The organism is Polaromonas sp. P1_F9, assembly GCF_056405615.1.
Genome location: NZ_JBFUBT010000006.1, coordinates 168,810 through 182,279 on the forward strand (window position 1 = coordinate 168,810; position 13,470 = coordinate 182,279).

The 13,470-nt window shown below is 62.6% G+C and carries 10 protein-coding genes and 1 tRNA gene; all 11 read right to left on the reverse strand.

Translation table 11 applies throughout. The annotated features are described in order from the left end of the window. Positions 1–27 precede the first annotated feature (27 nt). The 11 genes from mdoH to AC1DYR_RS18220 all read right to left on the reverse strand — a co-directional run bounded on the left by mdoH (position 28) and on the right by AC1DYR_RS18220 (position 13,466). Positions 28–2,040: a glucans biosynthesis glucosyltransferase MdoH gene (mdoH, locus tag AC1DYR_RS18170; RefSeq protein WP_477706336.1), complete on the reverse strand. Its 2,013-nt coding sequence runs from the start codon at positions 2,038–2,040 to the stop codon at positions 28–30. Continuing rightward, positions 2,016–3,626, reverse strand: coding sequence for a glucan biosynthesis protein G (locus tag AC1DYR_RS18175; protein WP_477706337.1), 1,611 nt, complete (start codon positions 3,624–3,626; stop codon positions 2,016–2,018). The genes mdoH and AC1DYR_RS18175 overlap by 25 nt, the downstream gene beginning before the upstream one ends. A gap of 266 nt (positions 3,627–3,892) precedes the next feature. After that, positions 3,893–5,254 carry a sigma 54-interacting transcriptional regulator gene (locus tag AC1DYR_RS18180; protein ID WP_477706338.1) on the reverse strand — a complete coding sequence of 454 codons (1,362 nt, stop codon included), beginning with the start codon at positions 5,252–5,254 and terminating at the stop codon, positions 3,893–3,895. Beyond that, positions 5,251–5,940 (reverse strand): hypothetical protein, encoded by a 690-nt coding sequence (locus tag AC1DYR_RS18185; RefSeq protein ID WP_477706339.1) that lies wholly within the window; start codon positions 5,938–5,940, stop codon positions 5,251–5,253. The genes AC1DYR_RS18180 and AC1DYR_RS18185 overlap by 4 nt, the downstream gene beginning before the upstream one ends. Beyond that, positions 5,924–7,345, reverse strand: coding sequence for a sensor histidine kinase (locus AC1DYR_RS18190; protein WP_477706340.1), 1,422 nt, complete (start codon positions 7,343–7,345; stop codon positions 5,924–5,926). Before AC1DYR_RS18190 ends, AC1DYR_RS18185 begins: the two co-directional genes overlap by 17 nt. Positions 7,346–7,377: 32 nt before the next feature. Then, complete coding sequence (miaB, locus tag AC1DYR_RS18195) at positions 7,378–8,721, reverse strand: tRNA (N6-isopentenyl adenosine(37)-C2)-methylthiotransferase MiaB (protein WP_477706341.1); 1,344 nt, start codon at positions 8,719–8,721, stop codon at positions 7,378–7,380. A 115-nt stretch (positions 8,722–8,836) separates the two neighbouring features. Then, complete coding sequence (locus tag AC1DYR_RS18200) at positions 8,837–9,301, reverse strand: hypothetical protein (RefSeq protein ID WP_477706342.1); 465 nt, start codon at positions 9,299–9,301, stop codon at positions 8,837–8,839. Between the two features lie 89 nt (positions 9,302–9,390). Further along, positions 9,391–9,467 (reverse strand) — tRNA-Met (locus AC1DYR_RS18205). A 126-nt stretch (positions 9,468–9,593) separates the two neighbouring features. Further along, positions 9,594–10,391: an enoyl-CoA hydratase gene (locus tag AC1DYR_RS18210; RefSeq protein WP_477706343.1), complete on the reverse strand. Its 798-nt coding sequence runs from the start codon at positions 10,389–10,391 to the stop codon at positions 9,594–9,596. A gap of 395 nt (positions 10,392–10,786) precedes the next feature. Next, the gene (locus AC1DYR_RS18215) at positions 10,787–12,589 is read right to left on the reverse strand and encodes a M61 family metallopeptidase (RefSeq protein WP_477706344.1); all 1,803 of its coding nucleotides are present in this window, start codon (positions 12,587–12,589) and stop codon (positions 10,787–10,789) included. Positions 12,590–12,749: 160 nt separating this feature from the next. Next, positions 12,750–13,466: a DsbC family protein gene (locus tag AC1DYR_RS18220; RefSeq protein ID WP_477706345.1), complete on the reverse strand. Its 717-nt coding sequence runs from the start codon at positions 13,464–13,466 to the stop codon at positions 12,750–12,752. Positions 13,467–13,470: the final 4 nt, after the last annotated feature.

Genomic DNA, 13,470 nt, shown 5'->3' on the forward strand with positions numbered 1-13,470 from the left:
CATGGGCTTTAAAAGCGTAGATCGCCTTTACGCCGCCTTCAGCTGTGGCTTGGCCAGTCGGCTCGCATGCAGCCAGGCACGGCGCAGCACCGCCGGTGAACGGGTCTCTTCCGGAATGAGCAAGTAGTTCTGCGCGCGCAGGGCCGTGCCCACGCCGACCTTGCTGGTGAGTACCGTCATCGGGATTGACAGCAACAGCGGCAGGCCCACCGGGATCAACCAGATCAGAGCCCGTGCATCGATCACGGCAATGCCGACGGCCAGCAGCACGACCACGCCCGACATCGGCGCCAGCTGCGCCAGCGCATGGCGCCAGGGCACGGCGGCCGCTTCGCGCGGGGGCGACTTCCATTCAAGCTTCAGGCCGGTGAGGGCCACCACCACAAACAACGAATGCGCGAGCATGCGGATGGGCGCCTGCAACAGCGCGATCAGGGTTTCAAGCAAAGCGCTGCGCAGCAGGGCGACGGTGCCGCCATAGGATTGCTGCTGGCGGTTGACCAGCACGGCCACAATGCCCAGGACGCGCGGCAAGAACAGCATGCACAGCGTCCAGCCCCAGAGTGCCATCAGCTCACCGGGCAACAGCATCCAGTCGGCAATCATGGGCGAGCCCGACAGCCACAGCGCCGTACCCAGCGTGAGGAAACACAACCATAGCGGCGCCGACAGATACGCCATCGCGCCCGTGCCGAACATGGAGCGATGCACGGGGTGAATGCCCGGCTCGGCGATCAGGCGCGAGTTCTGCAGGTTGCCCTGGCACCAGCGGCGGTCGCGCTGCAGCTCGGCCAGCAGGTCGGGCGGCTGCTGCTCGTAGCTGCCCACCAGGTCGCCCACCAGCCAGACGTGGTAGCCGGCGCGGCGCATCAGCGCAGCCTCGACAAAGTCGTGCGACATGATGCTGCCGGCCATGCCGCCAGTGCCCTTGATATGCGCCAGCGCGCAATGCTTCATGAAGGGCTCAATGCGGATGATGGCGTTGTGGCCCCAGTAGTGGGACTCGCCCATCTGCCAGAACTGCATGCCCAGCGTGAAGAGGCGCCCGGTCACGCGTGAGGCGAACTGCTGTGCCCGTGCGTGCAGCGTGACGTGGCCGATGGCCTGGGTCGCGGTCTGGATGATGCCGGCCCTGGGATTGGCTTCCATCAGCTTGACCATGGAAACCAGGCAGTCGCCGCTCATCACGCTGTCGGCGTCCAGCACCACCATATAGCGGTAATCCTTGCCCCAGCGGCGGCAGAAGTCGGCCACGTTGCCGGCCTTGCGGTCGGTGCGGCGTTTGCGCAGGCGGTAATAGACCTCGATCTGCGGCTGGTCGCCGGATTCGTTGATGTTGCCGGCCAGCAGCGTGCGCAGGTCTTCCCACGCGGCGCGCTCGGCTTTGATGATGGCCGGGTTGCTGCTGTCGGACAGCACGAATACGTCGAAACTCTGCACATGGCCGGTCATGGCGACCGACTCGCAGGTGGCGCGCAGGCCGGCGAACACGGTACGCACATCTTCATTGCAGATCGGCATGATGATCGCGGTGCGCGTGGACGCATCCAGCGGGTAGTGCTGAACTTTTTTGGCCGACAGCGCGTGTTTGTCACCAAAGATCGTGACGTAAAAGCCCATCATCGCCGTCATGAAACCTGTCACTACCCAGGCTGACAGAAGGGCAAACAGGCTGATCTGGCCGTACTGCAACCAGGCGTTGTCATAGTCGGGCTGCATGTCCGCAAAGATGCTGGTTGCCAGCACGGTACTGATGACCGTCAGCAGCAGGAATACTGTGCGCCGGCGCCGGGCTGCGTGCTGCCAGCGTTCAAGCCGGGCGGCAGGCAGGCGATGGGATGGTGCCGGCCCGGCGGCCCGGAATATCGACAGCATCGGCAGCAGCAGCGCGGTGGCCATGCTGTTCCAGAAGCCACGCCAGGGCCGGGGCACCATGGAGCCGCGATTCAGCGGTGGCGCCGTCACCGAATTGGGGTGGCGTTCCTCGCGCAGGGCGCTGCGTGCAGCGGATGGAGTCAGAGTGTGATCAGGTTGGTCCATGTTTCGCTCACAGTGTGGTTGTCATGTTTGAGGAAGGCGCGCAGCTCAACAGGCTGGGCCGCGTTCAGCCGCTGCACGCGCAGTGTCATGCGCCATGCGCCAGTGGCGGGGTTCTTGTAGGCCATGCTTTCGAGCACGCGGCCGTTGGCGTTGGCGCTTGAGACGGCTTCGACCCTGGCATCCTCCGGCAGCGCGTCCAGCGCCGGGCCGGCAAAGTCGATGACGTACTGGACCTGGCTCGCGAGGTCGGTTCCCGGTTTTGAAAAACCGAAGCCGCGGCGCGATTGCGTCACCCAGCCGTTGGGCGGCAGTTGCTGGTTCTTGCCCTGCCAGCTGATTTGCCACGCGATGTCCAGCGACTGGCCGGGAGCCGGCATTTTTTCGGGTACCCAGTAGGCAGCCACGTTGTCATGGGTCTCGTCCGGCGTGGCAAATTGAAACAGTTCGACCCGGCCGCCGCCCCAGTCGCCTATGGGCGTGACCCAGGCGCTGGGCCGCATCTCATAGCGGGCTTCGGTGTCTTGGTAATTGGCAAAGGTGCGGTCACGCTGCATCAGGCCAAAGCCCTTGAGCGACTTCATGGCGAAAGAAGTCACCAGCGGGGCGGACGGGTTTTGCAGGGGACGCCACAGCCATTCACCGTCACCGGTGGCCATCATCAGGCCGTCGGAGTCGTGCACTTCCGGCCGGAAGTCGCCGGGGCGGGGCTGGTTCTCACCAGAGAAAAACATGCTCGTCAGCGGCGCGATGCCCAGCGAGGTCATGGGTGCGCTGTTGCCGGAGGTAGCGGCAGGGCGCATGAAGATGCGCGCCTGCACGTTCGTTGTGGTTTGCTCGCCCACCTGGATGTCAAAGCGGTAGGCGCCTGTCATGCGTTCCGAATCCATCACCGCAAACACCGTCAGCTGCCTGCTGTCACCAGCAGGTTTTTGCAGCCAGAAATCGGTGAAGCGGGGAAACTCTTCCTTGCCTGCGCCGATGCCGACTGAGGTGTCCACGGCCAGGCCGCGTGCCGAAAGGCCGTATCGCTGGCCCGAACCCAGCGCCCGGAAATACGTGGCGCCGGTGAACACCACCAGCTCGTCCTTGTAGGTGGGCGAGTTGAGGTTGGCGAAAAAGCGCACGCCGCCGTGGCCCAGATCGCCCCAGGTCTCGGGTGACAGTTTGTTTTTTCCGAAATTGAATGTGGCGGGGTCGTAGGACAGTCGCTTCACGCCCGCTGTCGTGATTTCGTGAATGCGAACCGAATCACCGTGCCGGCCGACGTGGAAAAAATTTGCTTCAAAGGGAAGTTTGTCGGCGCGCCAGAGCGTGCTGACAGGATTGAAACGGATGTCGCGGTAGTCGTCATACGCCATCTTGGCGAGCTCGGTGGGCACCGCGTGGGACGCTTCGCGCCAAGGCGCTTGCGAGCGCTGGCGGGCTATGGCGGCCACATCTTCCAGATCGAAGGCGTGAGCCTGGCCCGCCGCAAGCGTCAGCGCGGCAAGGCTTGCGCAGGCCGCGATATGGGCCCGCAGGGGAAAATTGAAGCGGCGCTTGGGGGCGCTGGAGGATGCCCAAAAAGGCAGGAAAAAAGCTGGCATGCCATGACTAGGGCAAACCCTGTGCCAACTTCAGAAAATTGTTTTAAATCAATAGGTTGGGCGTGATACTTGATTTAACCAAATGTAAGCCTCCTTAAAAGGGCTCAGAATTGCTGTTTTTGTCGCCGGTGAGCGACAACTTCTGCGGATGGTTCGATTTAATCGTTTTAAATCAAAGGTTTAAGCCTGTCGCCAACCAGCGACGGCCTACAGCGGCATAGCGACAAACTCAGGTCGAACCGGAGCTCTTGGAACTGGTTTACGGTCTAAACCTTGAAGTGGCCCGGCGTAAGCCCGTGCTTTTGCATCAGGCGGTAAAACTCCGTGCGGTTCCGGTCAGCCAGCCGGGCCGCATCGGCCACGTTGCCATCTGTCAGTTTGAGCAGCCCGACCAGGTAATCCCGCTCGAAGTGTTGCCTGGCCTCGGCATAGGTGAGCACTTGCACGCTGGGTGAGCGCAAGGCCCGCTGAACCAACGCCAGCGGCACCAACGGGGTGGTGGACAGCGCGCAAACCTGCTCCACCACGTTGTAGAGCTGGCGCACATTGCCCGGCCAGGCGGCCGTGGTCAGGGCCTTGAGGGCCTCGGGCGCGAAGCCGCTCAGGCGCTTGTCGTACTTGGTGGCCAGCTTGAGCAGGAAATGGTTGGCCAGCAGGGGAATGTCTTCGCGGCGCTCCGACAGCGGGGGCAGGGTCAGCGTGACGACATTGAGCCGGTAATAAAGGTCGGCGCGGAACTGGCCATCGGCCATGGCGGCATCCAGGTCACGGTGGGTGGCCGAGATGATGCGCACGTCCACGGGGATCGACTGGCTGGAGCCGAGGGGCCGCACCACGCGCTCCTGCAACACGCGCAGCAGCTTGACCTGGAGCGCTGGCGGCATGTCACCGATTTCATCGAGCAGCAAAGTGCCGCCGTCTGCGGCCTGGAAGAGGCCTTTGTGATTGGCCACTGCATCGGTGAAGGCGCCCTTGACGTGGCCAAACAGCTCGGATTCCAGCAAGGCTTCAGGAATGGCGCCGCAGTTCACGGCAATAAAGGGCTTGCTGGCCCGTGCACCTGCTTGGTGGATGGCCTGTGCGAGCAGCTCCTTGCCGGTGCCGCTTTCACCGCGCAGCAGCACGCTGGCGTCCGACTGCGCCACCATGCGCGCTTCAGCCAGTGCTTCCGCCATGCGGCTGGAGCGGCTGATGATCTGGTTTTGCCAGGCTTCGGCGCTGCCGCGCTTGGCCGGGTTCGCGGGGGCACTCAGCGCCAGGGCCTGGGCAATCTTGTCGAGCAGGCTTTTGCCGTCAAAGGGTTTGGTGAGATAGGTGAACACGCCGCGTTCTGTGGCTTCCACGGCGTCGGGAATGGTGCCATGCGCGGTCAGCAAAATCACCGGCAGCGAAGGATGCTGCAGGCGGATGTCGTCGAAGAGCGCCAAGCCGTCCCGGCCGGGAAGCCGCACGTCGCTGAGCACCAGCTGCGGGCGTTCAATATGAAGCTGCGTCAGCGCCGCTTCGGCCGACGTGACCGCAGTGACGCGATAGCCCGCTGCGGTCAGCCGCATGGTGAGCAGGCGCAGCATGTCGGCGTCATCATCAACCACGAGCAGGTGGGGCGCTGTCAGGGCTGAGTCGTTCATGGTGCGGCGGGGCGGGCCCGGCTGGCAGGGGGTGTGGGCGCCGAGGCCGTTGCCGCCGGCTGCCGGCTGGTCAGGCTGCGCTCAATGGCCTTCAGCGCCTCCAGCCGCTCGTTGGTCTGGTCCAGCCTGCGCTGCGCATCGCGCAGTTGCTGGCCTTGTTTGTCAAGCTGCTCTTCCAGACGTCGCTGTTCGGCGTAGCGCGACGCCAGCAGCCTTGCCAGAGGATGCAGCGGCTGGGCATCGGCATTGCCCAATACGCGGGCAAGCAGCTCCTGCGCACGTATCAGTTCGGGCAGCTGCCGCAGTTGGGCCAGCACCAGTGAGAGCTGGAGTTGGGCCTCGGGGCTGGCGGCGTCTCCGAGCCGTCCGGTTTCCTGGGTGAGTTCCGGCGGCTGCATGAGGCGTACGCGCTCGGCGTAAGCCAGCATGCGCAGGGTCATGCCGCTGGCAAAAACGACCGATTCCGGGAGCGGCGCGGGTTGGCTGGCGCTGGCCCTCGCGGCTTCGGCAGCAGAGGCCGCAGCCCGGGCTGCCAGAACGGCTGCGGTGTTGGCGCCACGCTCGGGGGCGGGGCCACCGCTGCTGCACGCGGCCAGCAAGGCCGACGTCACCAGGGCCGGCAACAGGCCGCGCCCGGAGAAGCGGGCCGCAGGCGTAGGAGGGGGAAAATCAGTACTTGGAAACATGAGGAAGCTCTATTCTGAAGTGTGCACCAGGTTGATCGGGCATCAGGACGATGCTTCCGCCATGTGCGGCAATGTATTCGTGAACGATGGACAGGCCGATACCGCTGCCCCGCACCACGTCGACCGGCTGGCGTTCACCGCGGTAAAAGGGTTCGAAAATCCGCTCGCGGTCGGCCTGCGCCACGCCGACGCCCTGATCGTGGATGTCGATGCGGACGAAACCCCGCAGTGGACTCAGTTCCAGCCGGATCTGCCCTTTGGGTGGTGAATAGCGGATGGCGTTGGACAGCAGGTTGGCCAGCGCAGTGCCGACTTTTTCGGGGTCGATTTCCATCACGACGGGTTCGCCGACGACGCTGACCGTCAGTTCCCGTGCGCGCCACTGCAGGCGCTGCGCGTACACCTGCTCCTCGAGGAGTTGCAACAGGTCGACATTCTGGCGGTTCAACTGGCGTGCCTCGAACGCGGCCGTATTAAAGCGCAGCAGGTCTTCAATCTGGCTTTGCAGCACGCCGGTGTTGTGCCTGAGGATTTGTGCTATTTCGCGCTGGTCATTGCTCAGCGTGCCGGCTACGCCGTCCTCCAGCAGCGACACTCCTTCGCGCAGCGATGCCAGCGGCGTTTTGAGTTCGTGCGAGATATGGCGCAGGAAACGCGATTTGTCGGCGTCCAGCTCGACCAGCCGAAGCCGCAGCCAATTCAACCGCTGCCCCACCAGGGCCAGGTCGGCCGGCCCCTGGATGGTGATGACCTGGTCGAGCCGGTTTTCGCCCAGGCCCACGATGGCGTTTTCCAGGCGCCTGAGCGGCAACGTGAACCACACGCCGAATGCCAGCGCCATGGCGATGGCCAGCACGATGGCCCAGGTCACCTGCTGGGTCAGCCGCTGGCGGCTGGCCTCAAGCTTGCCCTCCAGCGATTTGTTGCGTTGCTGAATCGCCTGTTGCACCTGCACCGCGATGGCGGCGTTGACGCTTTCCAGTTCGCGGAATTCCTGCGCCAGCTGGCGCTCCCGCTCCAGCGCTGTACCCGTCGGGCCGGTCAGCAGGTCGCCGATGCTTTGCATGTGCGCGCGCCATTCCCGGGCTTTGGCAACCGGTATGTCTTCACGCGCCAGGCTGGTCAGGATGTCCGCGGCCTCACGGGCCTCGTCACCGAAGCGCGCGCGCAATACCCGGTCGTCGAGGACGACCGATTGGCGCGAGGTGCGCTCCATCGATACGCTGCGCTCGGCAAGAGACTGCGCCGCGCTGCTGAGCTCGAGAGCACGTGCGGCATTGCTGCGGCTTTGCAGCGAAAGGTCTTCCAGCGTAAACAGCGCCCGCAATGAGGCAGCGCCCAGCAGGGCAGCAATCAGCAGGAAGGCGATCACCAGGAGTTGCCGGAACGAAAATCGTTGCAGCATGCGCGTCGAGTGCTTGAGCAACGCGGGCGGTCTCAGGCCGCCACGGCGACGTCCCGCGTCAGTACTTCGCCGCGCAGCGAACGTTGCGTGGCCTGGGTGATGGTGATGTCCAGCATCTGGCCGATCAGCCTCGGCTGGCCCTTGAAGTTGACCACGCGATTGCACTCCGTGCGGCCCATGAGCTCGGTCGGGTCCTTGCGCGAGGCGCCTTCCACCAGAATGCGCTGCACCGTGCCCTGACGGCTGGCGCTGATGGCGCGCACACTGTCGTCAATCGTGGCCTGCAAATGCTGCAGGCGCCTGAGCTTGACCTCGTGCGGTGTGTCGTCATGCAGCGCGGCGGCGGGGGTGCCGGGTCGCGGGCTGTAAATGAAGCTGAACGAGGTGTCGTAGCCGATCTCGTCGATCAGCTTCATCATCTTGCCGAAGTCGTCTTCGGTCTCGCCGGGGAAACCCACGATGAAATCGCTGCTCATGGCCAGATCCGGACGGATGGCGCGCAGCTTGCGGATGGTGCTCTTGTATTCCATGGCGGTGTAGCCGCGCTTCATGGCCATCAAAATGCGGTCGGAGCCATGTTGCACCGGCAGATGCAGGTGGTTGACCAGTTTGGGCAGCCTGGCGTAGGCGTCGATCAGACGCTGCGTGAACTCGTTGGGGTGGCTGGTGACGTAGCGGATGCGTTCGATGCCGGGGATGTCGGAGACGTATTCAAGCAGCGTCGCGAAGTCGGCGATCTCGGCCGTGCCACCCATGGGGCCACGGTAAGCGTTGACGTTTTGCCCGAGCAGGGTGACTTCCTTGACGCCCTGGTCGGCCAGACCGGCGACTTCGACCAGCACGTCCTCAAAGGGCCGGGAGACCTCTTCGCCGCGGGTGTAGGGCACCACGCAGTAGCTGCAGTACTTGGAGCAGCCTTCCATGATGCTCACGAAGGCGCTGGCGCCCTCGACGCGCGCCGGCGGCAGGTGGTCGAATTTTTCGATCTCGGGAAAGCTGATGTCGACCTGCGGCTTGCCCAGCCGGGTCCGGTTGGCCAGCAGCTGCGGCAGGCGGTGCAGCGTCTGCGGGCCGAAGACCACATCGACATAGGGCGCACGCTGGATGATGGCCGCGCCTTCCTGGCTGGCCACACAGCCGCCGACGCCGATCAGCACGCCCTTTTCCTTCAGGTGCTTGACGCGGCCCAGGTCGCTGAAAACCTTTTCCTGTGCTTTTTCGCGCACGGAGCAGGTATTGAACAGGATCAGGTCGGCCTGTTCCATGTCCTGGGTAGGCTCGTAGCCTTCAGCGGCATGGAGCACGTCGGACATCTTGTCCGAGTCGTACTCGTTCATCTGGCAGCCGAAGGTTTTAATGAAGACTTTTTTGCTCATGATGCTGACCGATTGGCGTTTTTTGTGGGCCTGCCGCGGTTGCTATTGAATTAATAGCTGCCTGCGCCCATGTTTAAAGGGCGTGAGGCGGATTCGATGCTTGAGGCAGTGAACGTTACTGCTTGTAGGCAGGTAACTGGTCGTACGGCGTCTTGCCGTTGTCCACTGCCTTGGCAGGGGTGCCGCTGCTGAAATTGAAAATCGTGCCGGTGCCGCCCGCCCGCTTTTCCTTGGCCTCTTCCGCGTTGAGGATCCAGACCTCATGCACCTCGCCGGTGTTGCTGCGCACGTAGTTCACCACCAGCTTCTGGTTCAGGAGTGGGCCGGACAACACGAAATTGTTGTTGATGTCGTGTATGCGCGAGCCTACGGAGAGCCGGTCCTGCTTGCCGTCCATGGAGATCACCGGCGGCGCCACCACCACCATTTCGCCGCGGATGGCCTTGGGGGGGAATTTCCGGATATTGGGCTTGACGGCTTCGGCCGAATCGGTCTGGGCCAGGGCTGGCAGGCTCATCAGGCCGGCAGAAGCAGCCAGCATCATCAGGAGTGCGGCCAGAGGGGAAGTGCAGCGGTTCATGGTATGTGTCCAGAGGCTGTGAATAAACGGAAGAATAACAAAGAACAAAGCCTCAGGGGGAAAGACCCTCTGAGGCTTTGACGCATTCCTGGTGGTCGTAGGTGGACTTGAACCACCGACATCAGCATTATGAATGCTGCGCTCTAACCAACTGAGCTATACGACCGAACCCAAGATTATAGCAGCCCCCACGCTCTCCACTTCGTGTGGTTCGCTGCCCCCCGAGGGGGCCGTTCGCCTGCGGCCCGGCAAAGCCGGTTCCGCGGCTTCTGCTTGGTTTTCTGGCCTAATTTTAGCGGTGAGTGAACACTGGCTTTCGTTTGTTGACGAAGGCGTCCATGCCTTCTTTTTGGTCTTCAGTCGAAAACAGCGAATGAAACAGGCGCCGCTCGAACATCACGCCGTCGCTGAGGCCGCTTTCAAATGCCCGGTTGAGGGCTTCCTTGGCGGCCATAACGCTGGTCTGGCCGTAGCTGCAGATCATCAGAGCGGCGCCCAGGGCTTCGTCCATGAGCTTTTCCAGCGGTACCACGCGGCTGACCAGGCCTGAACGCTCTGCCTCCTGGGCATCCATCATGCGGCCCGTCAGGGTCATGTCCATGGCTTTGGCCTTGCCCACGGCACGGGGCAGGCGCTGCGTGCCGCCAGCACCGGGAATGATGCCCAGCTTGATTTCAGGCTGGCCGAACTTTGCGTTGTCGGCGGCGATGATGAAGTCGCACATCATGGCGAGCTCGCAGCCGCCGCCCAGTGCAAAGCCGCTGACGGCAGCAATCACCGGCTTGCGGATGCCGCGGATTTGCTCCCAGTTGCGGGTGATGTAATCGTTGTTGTAAACATCGGCAAAACTGTAGGTGGCCATGGCGCCGATGTCGGCACCTGCGGCAAAAGCTTTCTCGCTACCGGTCAGGATGATGCAGCCGACGGTGTCATCGGCATCAAACGCCTTTAGCGCCCGGCCCAGTTCATCCATGAGCTGGTCGTTCAGGGCATTGAGTTGCTTGGGCCGGTTCAGCGTGACGATACCCACCTTGCGGCTGTCCGGGCCTTCGGTGCGGGTTTCAATGGTTTCGTAGGTCGTGGAAGACATGAAATAGGTCCTTTGGCTGGAAGTGCGTCCGGCAATGATGCCACGGGCCGTGGCCGCCAATGGCTTGCCGCAATGCCAGATTCGGGAACAGGAGACTGCTGCCATGACTGCTTCCCATACCGGCTCCGCTGCCGATCCCACCGTTCTGTATGCCATCGATGATGCTGTGGGCATCCTCACGTTGAACCGTCCCCATGCCCTGAACAGCTTTACCCGGCAGAGCGTGAAGGCGCCACACGCACGCTGCACCAGAAACTCGATGCGGAACGCGACATGCAGGCTGCCCCGGGGCGCAGCCACGATTACATGGAAGGCGTGACGGCCTTTTTTGAAAAGCGTCCCGCCGTATTCAAGGGCGAATAACCTTCCGGGGAGGTGCGCCGCACAAGGCTGGGTCAGGTTTTCTGGCCGAGCCACTGGTCCATCAGCGCGGCATCCCGCACCGCCAGGCGCCAGGTGGTCAGCGCGGGCGGCATGGGCAGCTCCAGCCGCAGCAGTCGTTTGTCGCGTGCGACCAGGGCAATGACTTTTTTGGCCGTGCCTGCGTAGTGCAGCAGGTCATCGAGCCGGTTCATGCGCCAACCACCCTTCGGCTGCCGTGCGCCTGCGGCAATGGGCTCCACCGCCAGCCATTCATCTCCCGCCGCAAACCCGGCACGTTCGGCAGCGCCGCCACGCAGCACGGTCTTGACCTGCACGACGCCCTGGTTTTCACTGGCGCGCAAGCCCAGCCGCTGGGCAAGTTGCGCAGGGTCTTCGGCGACTGTCACGCCATGCTGTTCCAGCAAGGCTTTGAGCGGGAGTTCTTCGCGTCCGTGCACCCATTGGGCCAGCTCGGTGGCAAATGGGCGGTGTCCTGCGGCTGCAAGCTCCTCTGCAAAATCTGCCTCGCGCAGGGGGCCGGCTTTACAGCGCTGCCAGAGTGCGCGCATCACGTTGTCCAGCGTCGCGCCCCTGGCAGCTCCGCCTTCTGACCGAAGCGTCAGGTCAAAACACAGCGCCACCAGCGCTCCCTTGGTGTAGTAGCTCACGGTGGCATTGGGCGTATTTTCATCCTGCCGGTAATACTTCACCCAGGCATCGAAGCTCGCTTGGGCGACGGACTGAACCAGCCGGCCCGGGGTCTGCATGACCTGGTTGATGGTCTTGTTGAGCAGCTTGAGGTAGCCCGCGTTGTCCAGCAGGCCCGCGCGGCGCAGCAACAGGTCGTCGTAGTAACTGGTGAAGCCCTCGAAAAACCACAACAGCCCGGTGTAATTCTCGACGCCATAGTCGTAGCGCTCAAACTCCGCGGGACGCAGCCGCTTGACGTTCCATGTGTGGAAATATTCGTGGCTGATGAGGCCGCGCAGCGTGGTGTAGCCTTCTGCCGTGCGGGATTCACCCAGGCGCGGCAAGTCCTTCCGGTTGCAGATCAGCGCCGTTGAGTTGCGGTGCTCGAGCCCGCCATAACCGTCATCTACCGCGTTCAGCATGAAAAGGTAGCTCTGGAAGGGCGGTTTTTTGGCGCCATGCCAGAAGCGGATTTCTGTTTCGCAAATCTTCTGGGTGTCCGCCAGTAGCCTGGCGCTGTCGAAGCTTGGCGCTGCACCCGCCACCACCACGCGATGCGGCACGCCGCGCGCCGTAAAAGTACCGCTCCAGAAAGCGCCCATTTCCACGGGGCAGTCCACCAGCTCGTCGTAATCGGCCGCCCGATAGGTACCAAACCCATGCTTGTTGACTGCCTGCGGCGTGAGCCCGGTGGCCAGTGACCAGCCCTTGGCGGTTTTCGGCGCGGGGATCTCCAGTAAATGCACGGCTTTCTCCTGGCCCTGCACTTTCAGGCACAGGCTGGTGCCGTTGAAAAAGCCGCGATGGGCGTCCAGCCAGGCGCTGCGCACGGAGTTGTCATAGGCGTACACCTCATAGCGCAGCACCAGCGGTTTGGCGGGCGAGCACTGAATCTGCCAGGTGCATTTATCGAGCTGCTCTGCCCTAAGCGGCGTGCGGCCTGTCTGGCGGGCTTCCAGGTTCTGCAGGTTTTTGGAGAATTCCCGCACCAGGTAGCTGCCGGGGATCCACACAGGCAGCGAGACCCTTTGCAAGGCGTCAGGCTGTGCGATCGTGAGGGTCACACGAAAGAGGTGGGTGTGCAGGTCGCCTGTTTCGACGCGGTAGTGAAGGGGGAAAGGGGTGTTTCTGTGAGTGCCTGGCATCTTGTGCAAAGAATACCCCAGGTCCGCCTCTGCCCGTCTGCGTGCGCCTGGCTGCGGAGCCGGTTAACGCCTGGATGCTATCAAAAGATGAGCAGCTGGCACAGGCGGTGTATGGGCTGGCGGCTGATTTTCCATTAAATACGTGATTTTCGAAGCGGTTTCAGGGGGTTTTCGCGCTCAGCAGCATTTTTTCAACCTCCTGCGCACTGACCGCGCCGGGTGCGCGGGATCCGTCGGCAAAAATCAGGGTGGGTGTGCCGGTGATGTTGTATTTCTGGCCAAAATCCCGGTTTCGCTTGATGGCTGCGATGTCGCATTCTGCCGTTGCAGGCGTGGTGTTGCGCAGCATCCAGTCGTTCCAGGATTTCGCCTTGTCCCTGGCACACCAGATATTGCGCGACTTGAGGATGGAATCTGCCCCAAGCACGGGGTACAGAAAAAGATAGACAGTGACGTTGTCCACATTGGTCAGGTCGCGTTCAAAATGCTTGCAGTAGCCGCAGTTGGGGTCTTCGAACACCGCCAGCTTGCGCTTGCCATCGCCGCGGACAATCTTGACAGCGTCAGCCAAAGGGAGTTTTTTGAAAGCAACCGCGCTGAGTTTCCCGATACGTTCCTCGGTCAGATTTTTGCGGGTTTTTACATCCAGGAGCTGGCCTTCCAGCAAATAATTGCCTTGCTCGTCGGTGTAGAAGATGTTGAAGCCGATACGTACCTCGTAGAGGCCGTTCATCGGGGTTTTGGTGACTTCATCGATTTTTGCAAAATCGGGGAATTGTTCGGACAGGTTTTTGCGGATGACGGCTTCCTGCGCAAAAACAGGAACCAGGCTGAACGCCGCCAGGCTGAGCACGCCGATCAATTTTGCGATTTTCATTTCG

Coding starts and splice junctions, on each gene's coding strand:
- mdoH (WP_477706336.1), bottom strand. CDS start 2,040: ATGGACCAACCTGATCACACTCTGACTCCATCCGCTGCACGCAGCGCC.
- AC1DYR_RS18175 (WP_477706337.1), bottom strand. CDS start 3,626: ATGCCAGCTTTTTTCCTGCCTTTTTGGGCATCCTCCAGCGCCCCCAAG.
- AC1DYR_RS18180 (WP_477706338.1), bottom strand. CDS start 5,254: ATGAACGACTCAGCCCTGACAGCGCCCCACCTGCTCGTGGTTGATGAT.
- AC1DYR_RS18185 (WP_477706339.1), bottom strand. CDS start 5,940: ATGTTTCCAAGTACTGATTTTCCCCCTCCTACGCCTGCGGCCCGCTTC.
- AC1DYR_RS18190 (WP_477706340.1), bottom strand. CDS start 7,345: ATGCTGCAACGATTTTCGTTCCGGCAACTCCTGGTGATCGCCTTCCTG.
- miaB (WP_477706341.1), bottom strand. CDS start 8,721: ATGAGCAAAAAAGTCTTCATTAAAACCTTCGGCTGCCAGATGAACGAG.
- AC1DYR_RS18200 (WP_477706342.1), bottom strand. CDS start 9,301: ATGAACCGCTGCACTTCCCCTCTGGCCGCACTCCTGATGATGCTGGCT.
- AC1DYR_RS18210 (WP_477706343.1), bottom strand. CDS start 10,391: ATGTCTTCCACGACCTACGAAACCATTGAAACCCGCACCGAAGGCCCG.
- AC1DYR_RS18215 (WP_477706344.1), bottom strand. CDS start 12,589: ATGCCAGGCACTCACAGAAACACCCCTTTCCCCCTTCACTACCGCGTC.
- AC1DYR_RS18220 (WP_477706345.1), bottom strand. CDS start 13,466: ATGAAAATCGCAAAATTGATCGGCGTGCTCAGCCTGGCGGCGTTCAGC.